Source organism: Streptomyces sp. NPDC102258 (genome assembly GCF_055584685.1).
This window is the reverse complement of the sequence record NZ_JBVJLO010000001.1, coordinates 337579-361533: the sequence shown is the minus strand read 5'-3', so window position 1 is coordinate 361533 and position 23955 is coordinate 337579. Positions and strand designations below refer to the sequence as shown.

Annotated in this window: 23 protein-coding genes and 1 pseudogene; 7 read left to right on the top strand and 17 right to left on the bottom strand. The window is 75.1% G+C overall.

Annotated elements, in window-relative coordinates:
- Window positions 1-11: 11 nt before the first annotated feature.
- Complete coding sequence (locus ACZ6ZT_RS01680; protein ID WP_469714543.1) at window positions 12-1232, bottom strand: MFS transporter; 1221 nt, start codon at window positions 1230-1232, stop codon at window positions 12-14.
- Window positions 1233-1454: 222 nt separating this feature from the next.
- Here ACZ6ZT_RS01680 and ACZ6ZT_RS01675 point away from each other — a divergent pair, with 222 nt between their 5' ends.
- On the top strand, window positions 1455-1922 hold the full coding sequence (locus ACZ6ZT_RS01675; RefSeq protein WP_469714541.1) for a MarR family winged helix-turn-helix transcriptional regulator: 468 nt from the start codon (window positions 1455-1457) through the stop codon (window positions 1920-1922).
- 31 nt (window positions 1923-1953) lie between these two features.
- On the opposite strand, the gene ACZ6ZT_RS01670 is transcribed toward ACZ6ZT_RS01675, so the two are convergent.
- From ACZ6ZT_RS01670 to ACZ6ZT_RS01650, 5 genes and pseudogenes are all read right to left on the bottom strand, one after another.
- On the bottom strand, window positions 1954-2526 hold the full coding sequence (locus ACZ6ZT_RS01670) for a dihydrofolate reductase family protein (protein WP_469714539.1): 573 nt from the start codon (window positions 2524-2526) through the stop codon (window positions 1954-1956).
- Between the two features lie 44 nt (window positions 2527-2570).
- Window positions 2571-3068: a hypothetical protein gene (locus ACZ6ZT_RS01665; protein ID WP_469714538.1), complete on the bottom strand. Its 498-nt coding sequence runs from the start codon at window positions 3066-3068 to the stop codon at window positions 2571-2573.
- Window positions 3065-3754 (bottom strand): RNA polymerase sigma factor, encoded by a 690-nt coding sequence (locus tag ACZ6ZT_RS01660; RefSeq protein ID WP_469714537.1) that lies wholly within the window; start codon window positions 3752-3754, stop codon window positions 3065-3067. Before ACZ6ZT_RS01660 ends, ACZ6ZT_RS01665 begins: the two co-directional genes overlap by 4 nt.
- 8 nt (window positions 3755-3762) lie before the next feature.
- A complete protein-coding gene (locus ACZ6ZT_RS01655; protein ID WP_469714536.1) occupies window positions 3763-4239 on the bottom strand; it encodes an LAETG motif-containing sortase-dependent surface protein in 477 nt (158 codons plus the stop codon).
- A 98-nt stretch (window positions 4240-4337) separates the two neighbouring features.
- Window positions 4338-4484, bottom strand: a pseudogene (locus ACZ6ZT_RS01650) (nitroreductase family deazaflavin-dependent oxidoreductase); the annotation flags it as partial.
- Between the two features lie 403 nt (window positions 4485-4887).
- Here ACZ6ZT_RS01650 and ACZ6ZT_RS01645 point away from each other — a divergent pair.
- Window positions 4888-5733, top strand: coding sequence for a helix-turn-helix domain-containing protein (locus tag ACZ6ZT_RS01645; protein WP_469714535.1), 846 nt, complete (start codon window positions 4888-4890; stop codon window positions 5731-5733).
- On the opposite strand, the gene ACZ6ZT_RS01640 is transcribed toward ACZ6ZT_RS01645, so the two are convergent.
- The 3 genes from ACZ6ZT_RS01640 to ACZ6ZT_RS01630 form a co-directional block, all read right to left on the bottom strand.
- Complete coding sequence (locus ACZ6ZT_RS01640) at window positions 5663-6361, bottom strand: class I SAM-dependent methyltransferase (RefSeq protein WP_469714533.1); 699 nt, start codon at window positions 6359-6361, stop codon at window positions 5663-5665. The genes ACZ6ZT_RS01645 and ACZ6ZT_RS01640 overlap by 71 nt on opposite strands.
- 39 nt (window positions 6362-6400) lie before the next feature.
- Window positions 6401-9847 (bottom strand): endo-alpha-N-acetylgalactosaminidase family protein, encoded by a 3447-nt coding sequence (locus tag ACZ6ZT_RS01635; protein ID WP_469714531.1) that lies wholly within the window; start codon window positions 9845-9847, stop codon window positions 6401-6403.
- 159 nt (window positions 9848-10006) lie between these two features.
- Window positions 10007-10381: a YbjQ family protein gene (locus ACZ6ZT_RS01630; RefSeq protein WP_469714530.1), complete on the bottom strand. Its 375-nt coding sequence runs from the start codon at window positions 10379-10381 to the stop codon at window positions 10007-10009.
- A 199-nt stretch (window positions 10382-10580) separates the two neighbouring features.
- Here ACZ6ZT_RS01630 and ACZ6ZT_RS01625 point away from each other — a divergent pair, with 199 nt between their 5' ends.
- A complete protein-coding gene (locus ACZ6ZT_RS01625) occupies window positions 10581-11312 on the top strand; it encodes a hypothetical protein (RefSeq protein WP_469714528.1) in 732 nt (243 codons plus the stop codon).
- A gap of 9 nt (window positions 11313-11321) precedes the next feature.
- Here ACZ6ZT_RS01625 and ACZ6ZT_RS01620 read toward each other — a convergent pair whose 3' ends face one another.
- From ACZ6ZT_RS01620 to ACZ6ZT_RS01595, 6 genes are all read right to left on the bottom strand, one after another.
- Window positions 11322-11684 (bottom strand): NYN domain-containing protein, encoded by a 363-nt coding sequence (locus ACZ6ZT_RS01620; protein WP_469715004.1) that lies wholly within the window; start codon window positions 11682-11684, stop codon window positions 11322-11324.
- A complete protein-coding gene (locus tag ACZ6ZT_RS01615; protein WP_469714526.1) occupies window positions 11681-12613 on the bottom strand; it encodes a phosphatase domain-containing protein in 933 nt (310 codons plus the stop codon). The genes ACZ6ZT_RS01620 and ACZ6ZT_RS01615 overlap by 4 nt, the downstream gene beginning before the upstream one ends.
- A gap of 3 nt (window positions 12614-12616) precedes the next feature.
- Complete coding sequence (locus ACZ6ZT_RS01610; RefSeq protein WP_469714525.1) at window positions 12617-13825, bottom strand: RNA ligase; 1209 nt, start codon at window positions 13823-13825, stop codon at window positions 12617-12619.
- 114 nt (window positions 13826-13939) lie between these two features.
- Window positions 13940-14374 carry a VOC family protein gene (locus ACZ6ZT_RS01605; protein ID WP_469714523.1) on the bottom strand — a complete coding sequence of 145 codons (435 nt, stop codon included), beginning with the start codon at window positions 14372-14374 and terminating at the stop codon, window positions 13940-13942.
- A gap of 98 nt (window positions 14375-14472) precedes the next feature.
- Window positions 14473-15441, bottom strand: a complete 969-nt coding sequence (locus ACZ6ZT_RS01600) for an SLAC1 family transporter (protein ID WP_469714522.1) — start codon at window positions 15439-15441, stop codon at window positions 14473-14475.
- Between the two features lie 6 nt (window positions 15442-15447).
- The gene (locus ACZ6ZT_RS01595; RefSeq protein ID WP_469714521.1) at window positions 15448-16074 is read right to left on the bottom strand and encodes an alpha-ketoglutarate-dependent dioxygenase AlkB; all 627 of its coding nucleotides are present in this window, start codon (window positions 16072-16074) and stop codon (window positions 15448-15450) included.
- A gap of 149 nt (window positions 16075-16223) precedes the next feature.
- Between ACZ6ZT_RS01595 and ACZ6ZT_RS01590 the strand changes: the two genes are divergently transcribed.
- Window positions 16224-17894, top strand: a complete 1671-nt coding sequence (locus ACZ6ZT_RS01590) for an AMP-binding protein (protein WP_469714519.1) — start codon at window positions 16224-16226, stop codon at window positions 17892-17894.
- 43 nt (window positions 17895-17937) lie between these two features.
- On the opposite strand, the gene ACZ6ZT_RS01585 is transcribed toward ACZ6ZT_RS01590, so the two are convergent.
- Both ACZ6ZT_RS01585 and ACZ6ZT_RS01580 read right to left on the bottom strand, forming a co-directional pair.
- Window positions 17938-20016, bottom strand: coding sequence for a SpoIIE family protein phosphatase (locus ACZ6ZT_RS01585; RefSeq protein ID WP_469714518.1), 2079 nt, complete (start codon window positions 20014-20016; stop codon window positions 17938-17940).
- Between the two features lie 181 nt (window positions 20017-20197).
- Window positions 20198-20767 carry a hypothetical protein gene (locus ACZ6ZT_RS01580; RefSeq protein WP_469714517.1) on the bottom strand — a complete coding sequence of 190 codons (570 nt, stop codon included), beginning with the start codon at window positions 20765-20767 and terminating at the stop codon, window positions 20198-20200.
- Window positions 20768-20903: 136 nt separating this feature from the next.
- Between ACZ6ZT_RS01580 and ACZ6ZT_RS01575 the strand changes: the two genes are divergently transcribed.
- The 3 genes from ACZ6ZT_RS01575 (at window position 20904) to ACZ6ZT_RS01565 (ending at window position 23875) form a co-directional block, all read left to right on the top strand.
- Entirely contained in the window at window positions 20904-21581 is a 678-nt protein-coding gene (locus tag ACZ6ZT_RS01575) for a response regulator transcription factor (RefSeq protein ID WP_469714515.1), read from the top strand.
- Between the two features lie 130 nt (window positions 21582-21711).
- A complete protein-coding gene (locus tag ACZ6ZT_RS01570) occupies window positions 21712-23079 on the top strand; it encodes a sensor histidine kinase (protein ID WP_469715002.1) in 1368 nt (455 codons plus the stop codon).
- A gap of 280 nt (window positions 23080-23359) precedes the next feature.
- Window positions 23360-23875 (top strand): universal stress protein, encoded by a 516-nt coding sequence (locus ACZ6ZT_RS01565; protein ID WP_469714514.1) that lies wholly within the window; start codon window positions 23360-23362, stop codon window positions 23873-23875.
- The last annotated feature ends 80 nt before the right edge of the window (window positions 23876-23955 follow it).

The following is a 23955-nucleotide window of genomic DNA, read 5'->3' as shown; positions in this document are numbered from 1 at the left end:
GGGGAGGGAGGTCAGTGGTGGGCGTGGGCGTGGACGGGGGCGGCGGGGGCGCCCGCCGTGACGACCCGGCTCCCGGCCTCGGCGCGTGCCGTACGGCGCTCCAGTGCGCCGGAGACGAGGGCGAGGGCGAGGGCGGAGGCGGCCAGCGCGGCGCCGACCCAGTTCGGGGCGGTCCAGCCGAGGCCGGCGGCGATCACGAGGCCGCCGAGCCAGGCGGCGAGGGCGTTGCCGAGGTTGAAGGCGCCGATGTTGACGGCGGAGGCCAGGGTGGGGGCTCCGGCGGCCTGGTCGAGGACCCGCTTCTGCAGCGGGGGCACGGTGGCGAAGCCGAGGGCGCCGATGAGGAAGAGCGTGACGGCTGCGCCGATCCCGTTGTGGGCGGTGACGGTGAACAGGGCCAGTACGACGGCCAGCGCACCCAGCGTCGTGTACAGCATCGGCATCAGCGCCCGGTCGGCGAACCGGCCCCCGACGAGGTTGCCGGCGACCATGCCGAGGCCGAGGAGGACGAGGAGCCAGGTCACGGAGGTGTCGGCGAAACCGGCGACGTTCGTCATCATCGGGGTGATGTAGGTGATGGCGGCGAAGACCCCGCCGAAGCCGAGGACGGTCATCCCCATGGCGAGCAGCACCTGGACGTTGCGGAACGCGGCGATCTCGTGCCGGATCCGGACGCCCTCGGGACGCGGCAGGTCGGGGACGAGCCGGGCGATCCCGAGCAGGCCGACCACGCCGAGACCGGCGACGACGAGGAAGGTGACGCGCCAGCCGAGGGTCTGCCCGACGAGGGTGCCGAGCGGGACGCCGACGACGTTGGCGACGGTCAGACCGGTGAACATCATGGCGATCGCGCCGGCCTTCTTGTCCGGGGCGACGAGCTCGGCGGCGACGACCGCGCCGATGCCGAAGAAGGCGCCGTGGGCCAACGAGGCGACCACGCGGCCGGCCAGCATCAGGCCGAAGGCGGGAGCGAGCGCGGAAAGCACGTTGCCGACCACGAAGAGGCCCATGAGCAGCATCAGCATCCGCTTGCGGGGGATGCGGGTGCCGAGGACGGTCATCAGCGGGGCGCCGAGGACCACGCCGAGGGCGTAGCCGGTGACGAGGAAGCCGGCGGTGGGGATGGAGACGCCGTAGCCGGCGGCGACCTCGGGGAGCAGGCCCATGATCACGAACTCGGTGGTGCCGATCCCGAAGGCCCCGATGGCGAGGGCGAGGAGCGCGAGAGGCATGAGGGGGTGCCTTCCAGGGGGGTGCGAGGGGTGGGGACGAGGCGGTCGGCCGGCCCGGCAAGAGATCTTGCGGTCGCCGTTTGCCTTCGCCCACATTAATTGCAGACGCGGGATAATTGCAAGCGCGGGATATTGCGGCCGTGTCCTATCCTGGCGGTACGCACGTAACCCACGGCGGGACCGGACCGAGAACCGGCCGGCACGGAAACGACGGAGGAGCCCATGACGGCCACCGACAGCGCACTCACGGGCCTCGCCCAGGGCTGGTGCGCCCTCTCCCTGCTGCACGGCCGCATCGAGGCGCACATCGAGCGGGCGCTCCAGGCCGGACACGGGCTGAGCGCGCGCGAGTACTCACTGCTGGACGTGCTCAGCCGCCAGCACGGCGGGCCGGGCGGCCACCTGCGCATGCACCAGGTCGCCGAGTCGGTGGTGCTCAGCCAGAGCGCCACGACCCGGCTGGTCAGCAGGCTGGAGGACCGCGGCCTGCTCAACCGCTACATCTGCGACACCGACCGCCGGGGCATCTACACCGACGTGAGCGAAGCGGGCCTGGCCCTCCTGGCGCAGGCCCGCCCCACCAACGACGGCGCCCTGCGCGAGGCCCTCACCGAAGCCTCCCGCAACCCGGAACTGGCCCCCCTGGTGGCCGCGGTCGAGAACAACGCCCCGGTCCGGGCCGAAGCCTAGAAACCGGGGCTCATCGGCACAGCGGCGCCGGTCAGGCCCTGGAGCGCACCACGCGGTGGCGGTGGTAGAGGACGCCCGAGGCGAAGGTGCGGGTCTCGACCAGTTCGAGGTCCACCCGGCGCCCGGCGTGGGGGAAGAACGGGACGCCGCCGCCGAGCAGCACCGGGAAGACCCTGGCCCGGTACTCGTCGATCAGGTCCAGCGCGGCCGCCTGGGCGGCGAGGGCCGCGCCGCCGATCGCGATGTCGCCCTCCCCCGGCGCGGCCCGCAGCCGCCCGATCTCCTCCGCGAGGGTGCCGGTGGCCAGGCGGGCCCGGCCCCGTACCGAGGCCAGCGTGGTGGAGAACACCACCTTCGGGAGCGGGTTCCAGAGCGCGGCCCACTCCCGCTGCGCGTCGTCGAGGATGTGCTCCCGCTCGGCGGTCTCCCAGTACAGCATCGTCTCGTACAGCCGCCGTCCCAGCAGATGGACGCCGACTCCGCGGATCTCGTCGATGGAGAAGCGGAAGACCTCCGCGTCGGGAGCCGTCCAGTCGAAGCCGCCGTCCGGCCCGACGACGTAGCCGTCGAGCGAGACGGCCATCGAGTACGTCACGCTGCGCATCGCGGTCCTCCTCGGTGCCCGGTTCCCCCGCACCCTACGGCCCGTCAGGCCCCGGGCGGGGTCGGTGACGCGGACGGCCGCGATGTGGCCGGGGGCTGCGACGGCTTCGCGGAGCCCGTGTACGGCGGGGCCGTACGGGGCACCGACGACGGGGTCGCGGCCGACGGCGGGTACGCCGACGGGGTGCGCGACGGCGGGGCGGAGGTGGGCGTGGGGGCCGGGGGTTCCGACGCCGAGGGGGAGGCGCTCGGCGACGGGGTGGCCGGGGCGGACGGGGTGAGCTCGGGCGGGGCGGCGGGCGGCACCGGGCGCGGCGGCCCGGAGTCGGTAGCGCCCGGGCCGCCCAGGAGGACGTACCCGGTGAGGGCGGCGGCGGCCAGGCCGCCCAGGCCCGCGACGGACCACGCCGAGCGCCGCATCCAGCGGCGGCGCAGGTGCGGGCCCGGCGGGTCGGCGGGGCGCAGCGTCACCACGGTGACCTCGTCCGCCCGGGCCGCCAGGGCCTGGCGGAGCAGCCGCTCCACGGGGCGCTCTGCGGTCATACCCGTCCCTCCAGAATCCGTTCGAGCGCGTCCAGGGCGCGGCTCGCGTTCGATTTCACCGATCCGCGGCTGATGCCGAGGGTCTCGGCGATCTCCGCCTCGCTGAGGTCCGCCCAGTAGCGCAGCACCAGCACCTGGCGGCGGCGCGGGGTCAGGTGGCGGAGCGCGGCCAGCACCTCGCGGTGCGCCTCGCCCAGGACGACGGAGGCCTCGGCGGAGGGGACGTCGGCGGTCACCGGCGGGGTCCAGGCCCGGGCGGTGCGCCGGCGGCGCAGTACGGAGCGGGAGGTGTTGACGACGGCCGTACGCAGGTAGCCCAGGGCGTTGTCCACCTCGGCGATCTCCTCTCCGTAGCGGCGGTACAGGGCGGTGAAGGCGTCCTGGACGACGTCCTCGGCGGTGGCCGGGTCGTCGACGAGGAGCACCGCCAGCCGGACCATGCCGAGGCGGTGCGCGTGATAGAGCTCACTGACGGTAGGCGGTCGCGGGGGCGCGTCCGCCGTGCCGTCCGGGCCGGCCGGATGGGCGTGGCCGTACGTGTAGCCGTACCGGGGCGCGTACGGGCCGCCGCCGGGGCCGGCCGGCGGCGCGGTCCGCTCGCGGCGGGCGAGCCACCGCCACAAGCCCCGCCACGCCCGGGCGAACCCGGGCGTGAGGGGGCTGAGGGGTGGTGCGAGGTCGAGCACGGGGGTCCTCAGCTGCTGGTGCGCCGCCGCACGGTGTACAGGGCTCCGGCCCCGACGGCGACGAGCCCGACGGCTCCGGCGGCGAGGGCGACGGTCGTCGCCGAGGAGCCAGTATGCGCGAGCTCGGAGCCGCCGGGGCCGGCGGAGGGCTCGCCCGTGCCGGGCCCCGGCGTCGGGGTGGCGGCGCCGCCGGGGCTGGTCGGCACCGAGGAGACGGACGGGGCGGCGGACGGGGCCGAGGTCGGCGCCGAGGAGACCGACGGGGTCGGCGTGGCGCCGCCCGGCCGGGTCGGCATCGCGCTGGGGGCGGTGGAGGGCTGGGCGGTCGACGGCGCGGGGGTGGGCGACGCGCTGGCGCCCGGCGCGGACACGCCGGAAGCCCCCTGCGCCGCGAAGGCCGGGCCGCCGAGGGCGACGACGGCCCCGGCGGCCGCGACGACGGCGGCCCGGCGGGCGGACAGGGGAACGCGCTTCAGGTTCTTCACGGAGGTTCTCCACGGTCGGGTCGAGGGCGGGAACTTCGCCCTTCACCCCTCCACGACGTGCGACCGCCCGATCGGTTGCCGCCGGTTCCGAACTTTTTTCACTCCGGGCTCTTCGCACCCCCCGCCGGCCCGGCCGGCGGCCACGGAACCTCGGCCAGCAGCGGGAGCAGCGCCTCCTCCTCGTGGTCGAGGTGGGCGGTCAGTTCCGCGCTCATCCGCCGCAGCTCGTCCCGGAACCGCTCGGGAAGGAAGGGGGCACGGTGGTGTCTCCGGGGCGTGACGGGGCGCACCGCCGCCCGGCGTCCGAAGGGCCTTGGGGGCGCGGGAGTCGCCGGCGCGGGGTGCGCGGAGGAAAGGCGTGGAGGGCGTACGGACGTCCGTACGCGGTGGGGTGCGGCGGAGTCGACGGGGGCGGCTCGGAACGCGGCCGCCGCGCTGCGTCAGCTGCGCGGTGCGGGGGGTGGACTCATGGCGGGATCCCATGGGTGAAGGGTGATCCGCCCGACCGCCGGCCGGCCCACTGCTCTTTGGCCGGCGTCACGCGACACCGGTGCCCATTACACGCGGGCCCGGAGCCCGTGTCAACGCCGGTGACCTTCCCGCCCTTTGAGCTTGAGGGAGCGCCGCGGGGTGGATCACAATCCGCAGATGCCGACGCCCCCGTACAGCAGTTGGATGCGGTACTTCTCCCCCACCGCCCAGCACCGTCGTCTCGGCCTGGTCTGCCTCGGGGTGGGCGTGCAGCAGGGGCCGCTGCCGGTGGTCGGGCCGCGGGTGCTGGACCACCACGTGGCGGTCGTCGTGACCCGGGGCCGGGGCTGGTTCAGCCACGCCGGGCGGGCGCCGCAGCCGGTGACGGCGCCGGCGCTGCTGTGGCTGGTGCCGGGGGTGGAGCACCACTACGGCCCCGATCCGGCGGACGGCGGCTGGGACGAGTGCTTCGTGGACTTCACCGGGCCGGGCGTGGCGGCGTACACCGACCTCGGCTATGTGACGCCCGACCGGCCGCTGGTGCCGCTGAGCGGGACGGCCGGGGTGCAGCTGGTGGTCGACGGGATCCTGCGCTCCGCCCGGCGCGGCGGCCCGCTGCTGGAGGTGGAGGCCGCGGCGGCGGTGCACGGCCTGCTGGTGGCCCTGCGGTACGCGCGCGCCGGGGTGTCGCCGCGCGGGGAGGCCGTGATGGACGCCCTGACGCGGGACGCGCTGCTGCCGATCCCGGTCGCCGAGCACGCGGCGCGGCTCGGGATGGGGCTGGCGGAGCTGCGCGGGGCGGTGCGGCGCAGCACCGGCGAGGGCGTCAAGGAGTACCTCCTCGGGATCCGGCTGAGCCGGGCGAAGGAGCTGCTGGCCCGGACCGACCTGCCGGTGGCCGGCGTGGCCCGGCGGGTCGGCTACGAGGACGCGGCGTACTTCAGCCGGCTGTTCAGCCGCCGGGTCGGGGTGCCCCCGGTGCGGTTCCGGGCCCAGCAGTCGGTGCGGGGCCCGCTGCGCTGACGGGCCTGCGGGCGTAGCAGAAGAGGTGTTCCTCGGGCGGGGCGAGGGGGTCGGCGGGCCGGAAGGGCGCGGTGTGGTGGTGCAGGACCTCCAGGCCCGCGCCGGTGAGGCGGCGCAGGTGCTCCTCGGTGGAGAGGCTGCTGACGGTGACGGGGTGGCCCATCCACTCGATGGCGAGGCCGCGGATGTCCCCGGGCACGGTGGCGAGGACGAGGTGGCCGCCCGGGGCGACCCATGAGGCCATCGCCTCCAGGGCCGCCGCGATCTCGGGCTGGTCCATGACCAGCAGCGGGAAGAAGGAGCAGACGGCGTCGTACGTGCCGGGGGCGGGCGGCGCGTAGGTGCGGACGTCGGCGACCTCGAAGCGGGCCCCGGGGACCCGGACGCGGGCCGTCTCCACCATGGCGGCGGAGACGTCGATGCCGGTCACCTCGCAGCCGGCCCGGACGAGCCGGTCGGCGGTCGGGCGGCCGGTGCCGCTGCCGACGTCGAGGACGCGGGCCCCCGGGGGCAGCCGTTCCACGAGCCAGTCGAGGGCCGCGAGCTGTGCGGGCACCTCGCCGAACAGTTCCTCGTAGCGCTCCCCCAGCGCGTCGAACACCTCTGCCGCTGACTCGCGTCGGTCCATGGCGCTCCTCGTCCCCTCTGGTCGCGGGATGCCACCGTACTAGGACGCCCGGTAGCCGACGGTGAGTTCGGCGAGGGAGGTCCAGGGGTTGCCGTTCACCTCCCGGGTGGCCCGGAGCCGGACGTAGCGGGCGGGCCTGGGGGTGAAGGCGGCGTCCTGCCGGGCGGTGGTGTCGGCGAAGGTGCCGGAGGCGGCCGGGGCGCCCCAGGTGACGCCGTCGGCGGAGGTGAACACCTGGTAGTCGGCGATGCGTCCGTTGCTCTGCGTCTGCCGGGGCAGGCAGTGCAGGGCGCTCACGGCGTAGGTGGCGCCCAGGTCGAGGGTGATCTCGTGGGGCAGGGGGGCGGTGGCCGCGTACCACTGGGTGTGCCAGAGGGTGGCGGGGTCGCCGTCGAGGACGTTCGCGGCGCGGCCGTCCTCGCCGGCGGTCTCCTGGCTGTCGACGGCGGTGACCTTCGTCAGCGCCTGCGGGACGGTCGATTCGCCGCCGCCCGCGGGTCCGAGGTCGTCGACGGTGAGGTCGTCGAGGACGAGGTCGGCCTCGTCGTGGGAGTCCTCCGCGGTGACCTTGCGTACGCCGAACCAGGCGTCGGCCCCGGCGGTGAAGGTCTGGCCGAAGGTGGTCGGGGTGCGGGCCTGGCCGAGGGCGGTGGCGCTCTCGGCGGCGCCGGAGCCGGTGACGAACCGGTAGTCCCCGGCGAAGCCGTTCTCGTACCGGAAGCCGACCCGGTAGGAGTGGCCCGGGGTCAGCCGCAGGGTCTGCGGGAGGGTGCGGTAGACCAGGCCGGTGCGTTCCTCGTGGGACTTGAGCGAGTTCTGCCCGCCGATCACGTCGTCGACGAGCTTGCCGTTCCATCCGGCCTGGGTGTACGAGGCGTTGCGCTGGGCGAGGTGCGTACGGGGGTCCGTGGCCGGGCCGCCGGCGCCGCCGAAGACGAAGGGGCCCCAGCCGGCGTCGACGTTCTCGAAGTCCTCGGCGTAGGTGTGGCCGCCGAGCGGGGTGCGGGCGGAGCGCACGACGCGGACGTCGTCCAGGTAGGCGGCAGCGCCTCCAGCGGCGGCCGACAGGGTGAGAGTGGCGGTGGAGCGGCCGGCGGGGACGTCGAAGAGCACCTTCATCCGCTGCATCCTGGTGCCGTTCTTCTCGCTGCCGCCGAGGTCGTTGGTCAGCGGCGAGGAGTCGGCGTACACGGAGGCGGGCGCGCCGCCGTCGGGGGTGACGGCGAGGGTGGTGGCGCGGCCGGCGGGGGTGGAGACCCAGACGGAGGCGGCGTACGTGCCGGGGGTGAGGCCGGTCAGCCGCTGGGAGACGGCGGGCGCGGTCTGCGGGGCGAAGGTCAGCTCGGCCTGGCCCTGGGCGTTGCGGGCGACGGCGGCCCCGGCCCCGGTGACGGTCCAGGCGGCGAGGCCGCCCGAGGTGAAGGAGGGGTCCCGGACGGGGGTGCCCTCGCCCCAGCGGGGGTCGGGCTGGGCGGGTGCGGCGCCGTCGGTGACCACGTAGGCGGTACGGGCGGCGGCGCTCAGGGTGACCTTGCCGCCGGCCCGCACGGGGAGGTCGCCGACGAGGACCCGGCCGGTGTCGGTGAGCCGGTAGAGCTTCGGCGCGCTCCAGCCGGGCGGGAGGGTCCAGGTGGTGGTGCCGCCGGCGGCGTTCCAGTGGTAGAGCTTGCCGTCGCGCGGCAGGAGGTAGGCGGAGCCGTCGAGGACGGTGCGGCCGGCGGTGGTGATCCTGCGGGCGCCGCCGGCGGTGGTGACGGTGGTGCCGTCGGCCAGGGTGACGGTGTCGGCGGTCCACTTCACGATCGGGGACTGCTGGAGGTATTTGGTCGGCAGGTTGACGCCGAAGGTGGTGGCGAGGAAGGCGGGGTAGTCCTTCTTGCCCTGCCAGCCCTCGTAGGCGGCGAGTTCGGCGCCGCCGAGGAGGGGGTCGCGGGCGATCCAGTCGTCCTTGGTGTGGTTGGCGATGAAGCGGGTGATGGTGGAGTTGATGCCCTTGAGGTCGCTGCCGCCGTAGTCCACGTCGGCGGCCCAGTGGTGCCAGAGGGACTGCTCGGTGAGGGTGTTCGGGAATTCCGTCGCGAGCTGGAAGCCGAGCCCGGAGATCTCGCGCTGGAGTTTGCGGGAGACGTAGCCGTCGCCGTACCAGACGTCGACGTAGAGGAAGTCCAGGCCGGGGGCGGCGGCCTTGAGGTCCTGGAGGCGCCGCAGCCGCTCGCCGGACTGGCCGTCCTTGCGGGTGTCCACGGCGTACGACTGGTCGAGCCAGTCCCAGCCGAGGCCGCCGCTCTGGTGGGCGGGGTCGAAGGTGGCCGAGACCGGGTACTCCTCGGTGGCGTTGATGTGGACGCCGAAGTCGGCGTGGTAGGCGTGTCCGGCGGTGGTGAGGGCGTTCAGGCCGTCGGCGCCGCCCAGTTTGGCGCCGATGTTCTTGTAGTCCATGTGCGCGGAGTCGTGGCCCTCGGAGGCGTAGCCCTTGAGCACGACGAACTGGCCGAGGCCGTCGGTGGCGAGGCTGACCCGCTTCGTCTCGTCGAGGGTCTGGGCGAAGGGGTGGGTGGCCTGGGAGGCGAAGTTGAAGGGGATCCGCTGGACGACCCGGTCCGCGGTGTCCTGCCAGCCGGTGGGCGGGGTCCAGATGTCGCGGTAGGCGACGGCGGCGTCCTGCCAGTCGACGACGGCGTCCGCGTTGCGGTCGGCGGTGATCGCCACCCGGACGTACGGCAGGGGCTCGGTGTCGGAGTCGGCCGCGCCCCACGCCCGGTAGAGCCACGCCCCGCTCCACAGCCCGGCACGGCGGTAGCCGCCCTTGTCGGTGATCTGCTCGCTGATCCGGCCGTTCTCGCGGGCGGTGCCGCCGGAGGGGGCGTCGTAGAGGGAGTTCGAGTCGATGGCGGCCGCGAGCCGGCCGGTGTTGACCAGTCCGTACATGACGGTGGTGGCGGCCGGGTCGACGGGTGTGGTGGCGGTGACCGGGGTGAAGGTGTCGCCGGTGCCGGTGGTGGCGGTGTGCATACGGGCGGTCGACAGGGCGGCGCCCGGCTGGTCGCTGCGGACGCTCACGAGGGTGTGGTCGGGGATGGCGAAGCTGTGGACGCGCAGGGCGGGGGTGTCCTCGATCGCGGTGACCTTGAACTCCACGACCGGACCGGTCACCGCGATACGGGACTTGACGGTCACTCCGGCGAAGGACATCACGTAGTCCACGGCCGAGGCGGAGTGGGTGGCGGTCACGGCCGGGGTGTAGGGGGCGCCGTCGACGAGGACGGTGCTCAGCGGGTCCTCGTTGCCGCCGAGGGTGTCGCCGGTGGCGCGCCGGGTGTAGCCGATGACGCGGGGGAAGGAACCGTCGACGGCCACGGACAGCTCGGGCGAGGTGATCGTCAGGGGGACGGCGGCGGCCGGGGCCGCGGACACCGGCCCCGGCAGGACGAGGGTGGCGACGAGAGCGGCGACCGCGGCTGCGGCCGGCCAGAGGGGGGTGCGCATCGGGCCTCCGGGAATCGGCGCTTCCTTGCGGGAGCTCGGAAGACCGCACGACTCGCAGCCGTGCGGTCCGCTCACTGACCAGTCAGCTTGCGGACCCCACGGCGCCAGGCCCATGGACAAAGCCTCGCCCCGTCCTGGACTTACGCGATCGGGCCGGAATCAGCTCGCGGCGGGCACCAGCACCACGGCGGTCCCATAGGCGCACACCTCGGTCCCGACGTCGGCGGCGTCCGTCACGTCGAAGCGCATCATCAGCACCGCGTTCGCGCCGCGCGCCTTGGCCTGCTCGATGAGCCGTTCCATCGCCTGGTTGCGGGTCTGGACGAGGGTCTTCGTGAGGCCCTTCAACTCACCGCCGATCATGGACTTCAGCCCGGCGCCGATCTGGCTGCCGAGGTGCCGGGAGCGCACGGTCAGCCCGAACACCTCCCCGATGACCTGCTCCACCCGGTATCCCGGGACGTCGTTGGTCGTGACGACGAGCACGCCGGTCTGCTGGGCGGCGGGGCCGCCGCCGTAGTCTTCGATACCCATGCGCCCACTGTGGCCCCGTCCGCCGCCGCCCGCGCCAGGGGCGCGCCGGGGGGCGCGGATTGGGCATATCGGGTTATCGGGCGGTGCGCCGCCCGGGGCCCGCGGCGCGTCGTGGCCATAGTCGTCCGTGGCAGCCGCCAGGCTGCCGCCCGGTCCGTGTGCCACGGCCGGGCGGACGTCTTCACAGAGGAGCCGGCTCATGCTGAAGCCCCCCAGGACCATCCTCGCCCTCGCCGCCGGAAGCCTGCTGTTCGGTCTGTCCGGTGCCGGGCCGGCCGTCGCGGACGCGGCTCCGATGGACGACGGGCTGCCCGGCACCCACTCCGCGCCGCAGTACGCCTACGGCAAGGTCTCCTCCCGCGGACCGCTGACGGTCCGCAGTTACCCGAGCACGAAGGCGCGCGCCATCGGCAAGGTGTACCCGCACGAGAAGCTGGCCATCGACTGCAAGGAGCGCGGCGAGCGGGTCGCCGGCAACGACGTCTGGTTCCTGCTGGCCCGCGAGGACGAGCGCGAGCCCGTCGACGGCGGGGGCGGCATCGACAACGGCCGTCAGGACGAGGGCCGTCAGGACAACGGGCGGGACGACTCCGGGCGCGAGGACAACGGCCGGGATGACAACGGGCGCGAGGACAACGGCCGGGACGACAACGGACGGGACGACAACGGCCGCGAAGACAACGGCCGGGACGACTCCGGACGCGAGGACAACGGCCGGGACGACAACGGACGCGAGGACAACGGGCGCGAGGACGACGGCCGGGCCGACGCCGGCCGGGCCGACAAGGGCCGCGCCGACAACGGCCGGGCCGACAACGGCCGGGCCGACAACCGCGGCAGCGGCATCCGCACGAGCCACCGCTACGTACGGGACGCGTGGGTCTCGGCCCGTTACGTCGACAACACCACGCCCGTGAAGTGGTGCCGCTGACCCTCCCGGTCAGTCCACCGGGCGTACGGTACGCGGCCCCGCGCACGCGGCGCCGTACGCCCGCACCCGCTCCCGCAGTTCCCGGTCGGCGGTGACCACCACACAGGGCCGCCCGGGCGCGCGCGCCGCCACCAGCTCCACGATCCGGTCGTCGCCGCTTCCGGGCGCCGCGTCCACCCGTACGCCGGGTACGGACGCGACGCCCCGGGCGGCGCCCTCGACGACGAGGACGACCTCCTCCCCGGTGCCGCGCAGCGCGAGCCGGTCGCGCAGCCGCTCGGCGGCTCCGCGCCGGTCCCGCCACCAGCCGTCCGGTACGGAGCCGACGACGTTCGCGCCGTCCACGATCAGCAAGGGCGCCGTCACGGTCAGAAGTTCCCGTAGGCGACCTGCCAGGTGGGCAGGCCCATCCGGCGCCAGACCGCGACGACCCGGTCCCGGTCGTCGAGCGAGAGCCGGACCGCGTAGCGGTGGCGGACGTGCGCGTCGAAGAGTTCGGCCTTCACCACGTCGTCGCGGCGCTGGTCCCCGGCCGCGCGCATCCACAGCTCGTCGTACGGCACCTCGTGCCGCGCCAGCCAGGCCTCCGTCTGCGCCCGGTGATCCTCGCCGCGCCCGGACAGCAGCACGATGGCCGCGCCGTCGGCCCGTCGGAACGCGTCGAGCGCGTACCGCACCGGCTCGTTGAGCAGGTCCAGGCCGCAGCGCGTGAAGTCGTAGACCTGGCGGTCACCGGTCAGCGCGAGCGTTCCGTCGATGTCGCACATCACGGCGGCGGGCAGCGCCGGGTCGGGTACGTACGGTGCGACGGGCGGCTCGTCGTTGAGCCACTCCGCGGTGAGCCGCCAGCCGCCCTTGCGGGAGCGCCGGTGTTTGTCGGCGAGGGCGCGGATGACCTCCTCGCCGACCGGCCGCTCGCGTGCGGCGTCCCGGGCCACGCACTCCTCCACCGTGACGTCGGTGAAGTCGTGCACGACGAAGGTGGCGAGCCCGCCGACCGCGGCCTTGAGGCGCTTGGGGATGTGGGGCGTCAGGTGGGTGTTGTCGACGACCACGTCGAAACCGTCCTCGACCGCCGCGCGCACCGCCGCGTCCTGGATGGCCAGGACGGTCTGTTCGTGCTTGTACGAGCGGCCGTGTCCGGGGTCGGGCACGTCGAGCATGGCCCGCAGGTCGTCCAGGTTGACGCGGCGCATCCGGCCCCCGGCCTCGGCCTGCAGGGCGCGGGCCGCGGTGGTCTTGCCCGAGGCGGGCAGCCCCGTCATGACGTGCACGACGGGGCGTGCGGGGTCTTCGGACACGGATCAGTTCTCCTCGTCGGTGGTGTAGGGGTTGGCGGTCTCGGGCCGGACCGCCCGCCAGGAGGCGAGCTCCGTCGAGCGGCCGTCGAGCCGCTGGAACAGGGCGGGGCGCAGCCCGGCGTCGGGGAGGGCGCGGACGGCGCGGGCGAAGGCGCCGCGGTCGCCGGCCAGGTGGGCGAGTGCGGCGTAGGCCCCGTCGACGTCCCGTTCGCGGCGGGCGGCGGCCTCCTCCAGGCCGGCGATCACCGACCGTACCCAGGCGTCGAACTCGTCGGGGACGTGCTGGAGCAGCTCGTCGAGCGGCTTGCCGCCACTGGCCTCGATGTCGGCGACGGTGCAGTGGAGGCCCTGGGCGAGCTGCCGGTCGGGCAGGCCGGCGAAGCGCTGGATGCCGTGGGCCCGCCAGATGTCCCGTTCGGTGACGCGGGTGAGCACCCGGTGGAGGCGCACGTACTCGGCCAGTTTGGCCTTGGCGCGGACGCCGGAGGCGAAGCGCAGGACGAAGCCCTCGGCGTCGGTGCCGGTCGCGCGGTCCCCGCCGGGCAGGGTGTTGGACTCGGCGAGCGCGAGGAGTTCGGCGAGCGGCATGGCGGGCCATACGGTGACGACGGAGCCGATGCCGTCCCAGTGTCCGGCCGCCTCGGCGAGGGGCACCTCGGCGCCGTCCGGGCCGAAGGCGGCGAGCAGGACGAGGTCGCGGCGGTCGCCGTAGTCGACGACGATCCGGTTGTGCGGGTAGAGGATCTCGGCGAGGTAGGTGACGCCGGGTACGAGGGCGGCGGTGTCCCGGGCGTCGAGGCGGCGCTGGGCCCAGGTGGCCTGGGCACTGGTGAAGGAGCCCTTGGAAGCGGCCCGCCAGTGGTCCGCGTAGTGGAAGACGACCGCCAGGCTGCCGTCGACCTTGTCGTACACCTCGAACGGTTCGTCGGGCAGGGCGGGGGCGTAGGCGCGGCCCGCCGCGTGCTCGGCGACGTTGAAGAACTTGGGCAGGGGCAGGGCGACGACCGCGCCGGTGGCGTCGTCGGCGACGAGTCCCCGGCAGCGGGTGGTGACCTGGTTCCAGACCTGCTCGTACTGCGCCGTGCGCGTGTAGGTGTAGAGGGACAGCGGCAGTTCGGGGTGCGCCTTGCGGGTCACGTGGCCGGCGTCGATGGCCGCCGCGAGGTCCTGGGCGGGCATCAGATCGTGCAGAGTCAGGTGGGCCTGGCTCATGGGTTCCTCCCGGTTCGAGATGGTTCATTCTCATGGGCGGGAGGGATGAGCCGGTAATCAATTATGACGGGTCACGGCCGGGCGCGGCCTGCGGCCCTGTGACCCTGTGGCCCGTCAGTGGGAGACGCAGAGTTCGTTGCCCTCGGGGTCGGTGAGGGTGGTCCAGCGGAACGGGCCCTGGGTGGCGTCGTGGAGGCGGGTGGCGCCCTTGGCGAGGAGCCGTTCGACGAGCGCCCGGGGGTCGTCCTCGCCGGTGCGGACGTCGAGGTGGACGCGGTTCTTGACGGTCTTGGGCTCCGGTACGTACTGGAAGAGCACGCGGGGCGCGCGCTCCAGGCCCTCCGGGTGGCGGATGCCGGATCCGGCCTTCCAGACGAGGGCGCCGTGGTGGGTGGTGGTGTCCTCCTCGGTGGCGTGGCCCGCTTCGACCATGCCGCGGATGAACTGCTCGTCGCTGGGCTCCACTTCCCAGCCGAGGGCGTCCGCCCACCAGTCGGCGAGCGCGTGCGGGGTGGCGGAGTCGATGGTCACCTGGAACGTGTAGGCCATGGCGGGACCCTACTGAGCCGCCGGGGCCGCCGCCAGCCGTTCGGGACCCCGGCCGGGACGCGTGTCGGGGGCCGGCGCGGCGACCGGGCCGGGCCCGCTCAGCGGGGCGCCCGGGCGCGGCCGGCCGGGCGGGCCGGGCGGCGGGAGAGCAGCCAGGCCGCGAGGGTGAGCAGCCAGGCGCCGACCGCGATCCACAGCAGGACCACGCCCAGCGGCCACAGCCAGGGCACGCCGGTGGGGCCGGCGGCGGAGAGGCAGGCGGTGGCGGTCATGCCGAGCGGGAAGACGGTGGACCAGCGGCGGACGTCGTAGCGCGTACGGGGACTGCGTACCTCGGCGGCGAGCAGGACGGCGTACCAGCCCAGGGAGGCGGCCAGGGCGAGGAGGGTGGCGGTGCGCAGCGCCGCGTGGGCCGGGCCGGTCCCTGCGGCGGACGCGGTGAGTCCGGCTCCGGCGAGGGCGGTGATGGACAGGGCGCCGCCCGCCACCCAGTGGTCGCCGGCCCCGCCGGACACTTCGCGGAAGTCGAAGTGGCGCAGGGCCACGAGGTAGAGCACGGCGCCGAGGCAGAAGCAGCCGAGGGCGGCCCGGGCCAGCCAGTCGGAGCGGTGGGCGGTGGCGAGGGCGCGGGCCAGCACGGCGAGGCCCTGGGTGGCGACGCAGACGAGGAAGGCGGCGCCGGGCATGCGGCGCTTCCAGTGCAGCACGACGGAGGCGAGCAGGCCGGGCCAGAGCAGGGCGGCCAGGACGAGCAGGGCGGTGGCGGCGCCGGTCCGGCCGAGCTGGCAGAGGCGGGCGCCGAGCACGGTGGTGGCGGCGACGGCGGTGAGGGCGGCCGGGGTGTCGGCCTCGGCCCGGAAGCGGCCCCGGTCGGCGACGAGCCGGCCGGCGAAGTCGGCGGCGAGCAGCAGCCACAGGGCCCCGGCCAGGACCAGCGCGGCCGCCGACAGGACGGCGTGGCCGGTCAGCCCGAGGCCCACGGAGAGGATCCCGGCGGCCATGACGGCGCCTCCGGCGGCGGGCGCGAGTCCGGCGGCCCACCCCGCCTGTGCCACCCGGCTGCGCACGGCCGCTCACATGACGCCGCGCGTGCGGAACTGGACGCTGATCCGGGGGCCGACGGCCCGTACGGACTTGGGGACGGCGTGCTCCATGGTGCGCTGGCAGGAGCCGCCCATCACCACGAGGTCACCGTGGCCGAGCGGCAGCCGGAGCAGGGTGGGGCCGCCGTCGCGGGGCCGCAGGGCCAGGTCGCGGGGGTCACCGACCGAGAGGATGGCGACCATGGTGTCCTCGGTGGCGGAGCGGCCGGTACGGTCGCCGTGCCAGGCGACGCTGTCACGGCCGTCGCGGTAGAGGCAGAGTCCGGCGGTGGCGAAGGGTTCGCCGAGTTCGGCGGCGTAGTGGCGGCCGAGGGCGTCGCGGGCTTCGGTGAGCACGGGGTGCGGCAGCGGGTCGCCCTCGCGGTAGGAGGCCAGCAGCCGGGGCACCTCCACCTGGCGGTCGTACATCTGGCGGCGTTCCGCGTGCCAGGGGACATCGGCGGCGAGCCGCTCGAACAGGGCGTCGGCGCCGGCGAGCCAGCCGGGCAGGTGGTCCACCCACGCCCCGGCCCCGAGCGGGGTCCGCCGTACCGGGGCGAGCGGGCCGAGCCGGATCTCGTCGGTCTGGTCGAACAGGGAGGCCTGAAGTGCGTGCATGGTTCCAGCCTAACCCCACGCCCGAACACCTGCTCGATTAAAACCGGCCACGCCTTTCACACCCGTAGCCCTCTGGCCCGGCGGCCCGCCGGGAGGGATCATGGGCCGCGCGTGGGCCGTCTTCGCCGCAGCGAGTACAGGAGGTACGTGTGTCCGGAGCGTCGAGTGGTGCGTCCGCGCCGAGCCGTGCGTCAGGTGATACCGAGGTCCCGCTGCTGCGCGAGACGATCGGGGACAACCTCGACCGGACCGTACGGAGGTTCCCGGGCCGGGACGCCCTCGTGGACGTGGCCGCCGGGCGCCGGTGGACGTACGCGGAGCTGGGCGCCGAGGTGGACGCCCTCGCGCTCGGGTTGCTGGACCTCGGCATCGTCCAGGGCGACCGGGTCGGGATCTGGGCGCCCAACCGCGCGGAGTGGACCCTCGTGCAGTACGCCACGGCGAAGATCGGGGCCATCCTGGTCACCGTCAACCCGGCGTACCGCTCCCACGAGCTGGAGTACGTCCTCGGGCAGTCCGGCATCCGGCTGCTGGTCGCGGCGGAGCGCTTCAAGACCTCCGCGTACGCCGACATGATCGAGGAGGTCCGGCCGCGCTGTCCGGGGCTGGAGTTCACGGTCCTGTTCGACAGACCGTCGTGGACCTCGCTGCTGGAGCGCGGCCGGGCCGCCGATCCGACGGCGCTGGAACGGGCGCGGGCGGCGCTGACCCCGGAAGATCCGATCAACATCCAGTACACCTCGGGCACCACCGGCTTCCCCAAGGGCGCCACGCTCTCGCACCGCAACATCCTGAACAACGGCTTCTTCGTGGGCGAGCTGTGCGGCTACGACGAACGGGACCGGGTGTGCGTCCCGGTGCCCTTCTACCACTGCTTCGGGATGGTGATGGGCAACCTCGCCTGCACCAGCCACGGTGCGGCGATGGTGATCCCGGCGCCCGCCTTCGACCCGGTGGCGACACTGGCGGCGGTGGAGGCGGAGTCCTGCACCTCCCTCTACGGGGTCCCCACGATGTTCATCGCGGAGCTGGCCGTGCCCGGCTTCGAGGGCTACGACCTGTCGAGCCTGCGCACCGGGATCATGGCGGGCTCGCCCTGCCCCACGGAGGTCATGACCCAGGTCATCGAGCGGATGGGGATGACGGAGGTGTCCATCTGCTACGGCATGACGGAGACCTCCCCGGTGTCCACGCAGACCCGCGCGGACGATCCGGTCGAGCGCCGGGTCTCCACGGTGGGCCGGGCCGGGCCGCACCTGGAGGTCAAGGTGGCCGATCCGCGCACCGGAGAGACCGTCGCGCGCGGGACCCCGGGCGAGCTGTGCACCCGGGGATACTCGGTGATGCTGGGCTACTGGGGCGAGCCGGAGAAGACGGCCGAGGCCGTCGACCCCGAGGGCTGGATGCACACGGGCGACCTGGCGGTGATGGACGCCGAGGGGTACCTGAGCATCACCGGCCGGATCAAGGACATGGTGATCCGGGGCGGCGAGAACCTCTACCCGCGCGAGATCGAGGAGTTCCTCCACGCCCACCCCGACGTGCTGGACGTACAGGTCATCGGGGTGCCCGACGCCAAGTACGGGGAGGAGCTGATGGCGTGGGTGCGGATGCGCGAGGGCGCGGAGCCGCTCACCGCGGACTCCGTGCGGGCGTACTGCGCGGGGCGGCTCGCCCACTTCAAGATCCCGCGCTACGTGCACGTCGTGGACGCGTTCCCGATGACGGTCACCGGGAAGATCCGCAAGGTCGAGATGCGGGCGATGGCGGCCCGGCTCCTCGATCCGGACGGGGGCGGCGACCCGGGCGAGCCGGCGTAGGGCGGACGGGTCCGGGGGCCGGGCGGGCGGGAGCCGGAGTGGGTCAGGCCGGGCGGCGGTGGGGCGGGGTCGCCGGGTGGATGCGGGCCAGTACCAGGACCGTGTCGTCGGTGGGGGCGGAGGGCAGCAGGGCGGCCAGGACCTGGTCGGCCATGTCCTCCAGTGAGCCCTCGGCGCGGCCCAGCTCGGCCCGCAGGGCGGCCAGTCCGGAGTCGATGTCGCGGCCGCGCGTCTCGACCAGGCCGTCGGTGTACAGGGCCAGGACGGCGCCCTCGGGCAGGTGGGTGCGGGTCGAGCGGAAGGGCACGCCGCCGACTCCGAGGGGGACGCCGAGGCCGTCGCCGACGGTCTCGACGGTGCCGTCCGGGTGGCGTACCAGCAGCGGAGGGTGGCCGGCGCCGGCAATCCGGGCGCCGCCGGTGTGCGGGTCGTAGACCACGTAGAGGCAGGTGGCCAGCTCGATGCCGGACTCCCGGGCGCAGAGGTCGAGCTCGGCGAGCAGGTCCTCGGGCTCGGGGCCGTGCCGGGCCAGCGCCTTGGCGGTGATGCGCAGTCTGCCCATCGAGGCGGCGGCCGGTACGCCGTGCCCCATGACGTCTCCGACGACGAGGGCGACCCGGTCGCCGGACAGGCCGATGACGTCGTACCAGTCGCCGCCGACCTCCGTGGCCCGGCTGCCGGGGAGGTAACGGTGGGCGACGGTGAGGTGGGGGCTGGTGGCGAGGGCGTGGGGCAGCAGGGCGCGCTGGAGGGTGAGGGCGATGTCCTGGACCCGGCTGTAGAGGCGGGCGTTGTCCAGGCAGAGGGCGGCGCGGGAGGCGAGTTCACCGGCCAGGCTGAGGTCCTCCTCGGTGAAGGCGGGGCGGGCGGGCGACCGGCCGAACATGGCGATGCCCTGGACGGTGCCGCGGGCGACGAGCGGGGCGAGGACGATGTCCGCCAGGCCGCCGGCGAGGAGCAGCCGGGCCCGCTCGTGGTGGACGACGGTACGGCTGGTGAAGTCCTCGTCGACGTGGGCGCAGAGCGGGCGGCCGGTGCTGAGGACGTGGTGGACGCTGGAGCCCGGCGGGTACTCGACCCGGTCGAGGCCGCCGACGAGCTCGTCGGCGGGGGGCGGCAGGGTGGTCGTGGCCGCGATCCGGCGGGTGAACAGGGGCAGGCGGGGGTCGTAGGGCCGGTCGGGGTCCATCCACTCCACCAGCTCCACCACAGAGGCGTCGCAGAACTCCGGGACGGCGACGGCGACCAGTTCCCGGGCGGTGGTGTCCACGTCGAGGGTGGTGCCGATGCGGGCGGCGGCGCGGTCGAGGAGGCCGAGGCGCTGCCGGGCGGCCGTCGCCTCCAGCAGGGCCCGTTCCCGGTCGGTGACGTCCACCAGCAGTCCGCCGACGCCGGGGTCGGTGCCGACGGCGCGGGTGAGCGGGAAGAAGCTGACGGAGCGCACCTGGTCGCGGTCGGGGCGGCCCGGGGTGCGCAGGCCGACGAGGGCGCCGACCAGGGGGGCGCCCCCGTCGGCGACGGCGCGGAGCATGCCCTCGAACTCGCCGCCGTCGGAGGTGATCATGACCTCGGCGGCGCTGCGGCCGAGGTGGTCGCGGACGGACATGCCGTCCATGTCGGCCAGCACCTGGTTGAGGTGGACGTAGCGCAGGTCCTCGTCGAGCATGACCAGGCCGATGGGGCAGGTCTCGAAGAGGGCGTCGAGGAAGGCCAGGTTGGTCTTCACCCGGTCGAGCTCCTCGCCCCGGCTGACCAGGCCCATGACGACGGACTCGCCGGAGGACCCGGTCACGGGGAAGACCCGGAACCCGCAGTCGAAGACGCTGCCGTCCCGGTGCAGCACCGGCAGCCGCACCCGCCAGTACCCGAGGGTGCGGGCCCGCTCGGCGAGGGCGGCGGAATCGGGGGACGGGGGCGAGGGGAAGAGGCGGGCCGCCGGGTGGGTGAGGATGTCCGTCGCCGGGTGTCCGAAGAGGTCCTGCGCGCCGGGGCCCCAGTAGCAGACGCGGTCCTGCTCGTCGATGCCGAAGACGGCCACCGCGACGTGTTCCAGCAGCGAGCCGGGCTCGGACCGGATCGGGCCGCGAGCCCGCGCCTCCCCCGGCTGATCCGACGGCAGCACCGGCGGCCTCCTTCGCCGTCCGCCCGGGCCGGGGCGGAGCACGTTCCCTTCATTCTGCCCGCCCCGAGCGAGACGGGCAGGCCGGGGCGCCCGGGGCGGGTGGCCGGAGGGGCCGGACGGCGGGCCGGTCAGCGGTCCCGGGCGGCCGTGAGCCGGACAGCGGGGCCGGGCCGTGGGTTGGTCAGCGGGTCTGGGTGGCGTTCAGGGGGGTGTTGCCGGTGATCGTGCCGTCCGTGCCGGAGACGATGACCGCGTGGCGTACGCCGTCCGTGCCGATGACCACCGCGCGCCAGGCGCTGCCGCCGCCCTCCTGGGCCACCGCCCGCAGGGATTCGACCTTGCCGCCGGGCACGGCGGCGGCCGCCTTCTCGGCGGCCTGGCCGAGGGCGAGCGACGGCACCGGGGCGGGCGCCGGGGCCTTCTTCGGGGTGCGTCCGGCCGCGCCGGCCCCGTCCCGTACCCCGGGGGCGGCCGGCTTGGCCCCCTTGCGCTCCCCCGCACCGCCCCGGTGGGCGCGTTCGTCACCGTGACCGCCCTCGGCCCGGGCGAAGCGGGCCGCCTTGCGGTCGTGCCCCTCGTGGTGCCCGGCCACGGCCACGGCCGCGGCCCCGCCGCCGACGATCACGGCCGCCGCGACGCCCGCTGCCGCCCACCGCCCGCCCCTGCCGTGGGGGAGGATCCGCCGCACGCCCTTGCGCGGGGCGGGGCCGGACGGGCCGGACGGGTCGTACTCGGGGAAAGACTCAGACATGGCGGTACTCCTCAGGCGCAACCGGGCACCGCGCCCGGCTCGTCCCGGAGCATGCCGAGCACTTGCTGAAGCCCACCTGAAGCCCGCTGAAGACCTCTTCAGCTTCGGCCCGGCCCCGCCTGAGACCCTGGTCCCCATGCGCGTACTGGTGGTGGAGGACGAACGACGGCTGGCCCTGGCCCTGCAGCGGGGGCTCCAGTCCGAAGGGTTCTCGGTGGACGTGGCCCACGACGGGCTCCAGGGGCTCTGGCTCGCCTCCGAGCACGACTACGACCTCATCGTCCTCGACATCATGCTGCCCGGCCTGAACGGCTACCGGGTCTGCTCCCGGCTGCGCGCGGCCGGCCACGAGGCCGGGATCCTGATGCTCACCGCGAAGGACGGCGAGTACGACGAGGCGGAGGCCCTGGACACGGGCGCCGACGACTTCCTCTCCAAGCCCTTCTCCTACCTCGTCCTCGTCGCCCGGCTGCGCGCGCTGGGCCGCCGGACGGGCCGCCGCGCACCGCGGACCATGACCTTCGGTGACCTGACCGTGGACCCGGCGCGCCACCTCTGCTCCCGGGGCGGCACCGAGATCCGGCTCACCGCGCGGGAGTTCGCGGTGCTGGAGTGCCTCGCCCGGCGGCCGGGCGAGGTGGTGCCCAAGCGGGAGATCCTGGAGCAGGTGTGGGACAGCGCCTTCGACGGCGATCCGAACGTGGTCGAGGTGCACGTCAGCGCGGTGCGCCGGAAGATCGACGCGCCGTTCGGCCGCACCGCCCTGGAGACGGTGCGCGGCGCGGGCTACCGGCTGGCGGCCGACGGTGGCTGACCCCGCGCGCCAGGCGTCCCCGCCGCCCCGGCCGGCGCGACCCCCCCGGCCGCCGCGTCCCGTACGAGGGCTGCGCAGGGCCCGCGTGCTCGGAGCGCGGCTGCTGGGGTGGCCGCCGCTGCGGCGGTTCCTGCCCACCACCGTCCGGGCCCGGGCGACCGCGGCCGCCGTCGCCGTCGTGGCGGTGGCCCTGGCGGTGGCCTCGTTCGCCCTGCTCGGGCTGATGCGGGGGAACCTGCTGCGCAACGCCGAGGGGGACGCCGCCCAGCAGGCCGAGACGGTGGCCCGGCTGGCGGCGGCCGGGGAGCTCGACCGGATGCGGCCGGCCGCCCGCGGAACCGATTTCGTCCAGGTGGTCAACGCCCGCGGCCGGGTGCTGCGAGCCACCCCGAACCTGGCCGGCCTGCCCGCGCTGGGACCCGTGACGCCGCCGCGTCCCGGCACCTCCTTCCACACCTGGCGGGTCCGCCCGCTCGGCGGCGAACACCGCCAGCGGGTGGTGCAGGTGACCACGCAGACGCCCCAGGGCCTGGTCTCCGTCTTCGTGGGCACCTCGCTGCGCGACGTGGACGCCGCCGACGACACCACGACGGCCGCCCTCGTGGTGGGCGGGCCGCTGCTCCTCGCCACCGTCGGCCTCGTCACCTGGCGGGTGACCGGCCGCGCCCTGCGGCCCGTGGAGGCGATCCGGGCGGAGGTCTCCGCGATCTCGGAGCGCGATCTGCACCGCCGGGTGCCGGTGCCGCCGACCCGCGACGAGGTGGCGCGGCTGGCCGAGACGATGAACACCACCCTGGACCGGCTGGAGTCCTCCGGGATCCGCCAGCGCCGCTTCATCGCCGACGCCTCGCACGAACTGCGCAGCCCGATCACCGTGCTGCGCACCCAGCTGGAGGTGGCCCTGGCGATCCGGGACCCGCAGCTGTGGCCGGAGCTGATCGGCGGGGCGCTGGAGGACGTGGAGCGGCTCCAGCGGCTGGCCTCCGACCTGCTGCTGCTGGCCCGGATCGACGCCGCGCAGCCGGTGGCGGCGGTCCGGCTGGACCTGGGGGACGTGGTGGACGAGGCCGTACGGGCGCGGCTGGGCGACCGGGTCCCCGTACGCACCTCCCTGGCGGCGGGCGTGGTGGTGGAGGGCAGCGGGCTGTGGCTGACCCGGGTGGTCACCAATCTCCTGGACAACGCGCAGCGGTTCGCCGCCGAGGGCGTGGACGTGACGCTGCGGCTCACCGGCGGGCCGGGGGCGCGGGCCGCCGTCCTGGAGGTCCGCGACGACGGTCCCGGCATCGCCCCGGCGGACCGGGAGCGGGTCTTCGAGCGCTTCGCCCGCCTCGACGACGCCCGCAGCCGCGACCACGGGGGCGCCGGGCTGGGCCTGGCCATCGCCCGGGACCTGACCGCGCACCACGGCGGCACCCTGACGGCCGAAGCGGCCCCGCGCGGGGCACGGCTGGTGGTCCGACTGCCCCTGGCTCCCGCCGACGGCAACGCCGGCTGACCGGCTCCGCCGAGAAGCCGTCCGGCGGGCTGGGGGCCGGGCCCTCGCTCGTCGGCGGCGTCGAGTTCCGCAGGCCGTCGAGAGGCGGGGCCACACCCGCCTGCGGTACGCGCGGGCCGGCGTCGGCCGGGACCGCGTCCGGCTCTGGCCGTAGCCGCCGACGGCCCCCTGACGGGACTTTGACGGCCGCCCCCCGGGTTCATACGGATCGCTGACGGACGGGCCGTCGCGGCCCCCGTTGAATGGGACGGACGAACGGATCGACAGGGGGAGGCCGGCGGTGCGGCGACGCGTGGCGGTGGGTGTGAGCGGGAGTCCCGGGAGCCTGACGGCCCTGCACCGGGCGGCGGCCGAGGCCCGGTCGCGGTGTGCGGAGCTGTGGGTGGTGCTGGCCTGGCAGGCGCCGGGCGGCGTCCTGAGGTCGCGTACGGCCTGCGCCGACGTCCTCTACCCGGCCTGCCGGGCGGCGGCGGTGGACCGGCTGCGGCAGGCCCTCGACCGCGCCTTCGGGGCCGGCGGGCCGGGCGTCACGCTCGCCGGGCAGGCGGTACGGGGCACCCCCGGGGCGGTGCTGGTGGACGCCGCCTGGGACGGCGACGACCTGCTGGTGGTCGGCGCCGGCTGTCGCGGCGGGCTGCTGGGCGCGCTGCGCCCTTCGGTGGCCCGCTACTGCCTGGCGCACGCGCCCTGCCCGGTCCTGACCGTGCCACGGAACCCGCTCCAGGCCCAGCTGGACGCCGCGCACCGGCGCAACGCCTGGCACGTCCCGCTGGACGCCCGGGAACTGACGGAGTGAGCGCCGCGCCACTCCCCCGCCGCCCCCTCCCCCGGCGGACCGGCCACCGCGCGGCGCCGTGTCACCCGCTCGGGTGAACC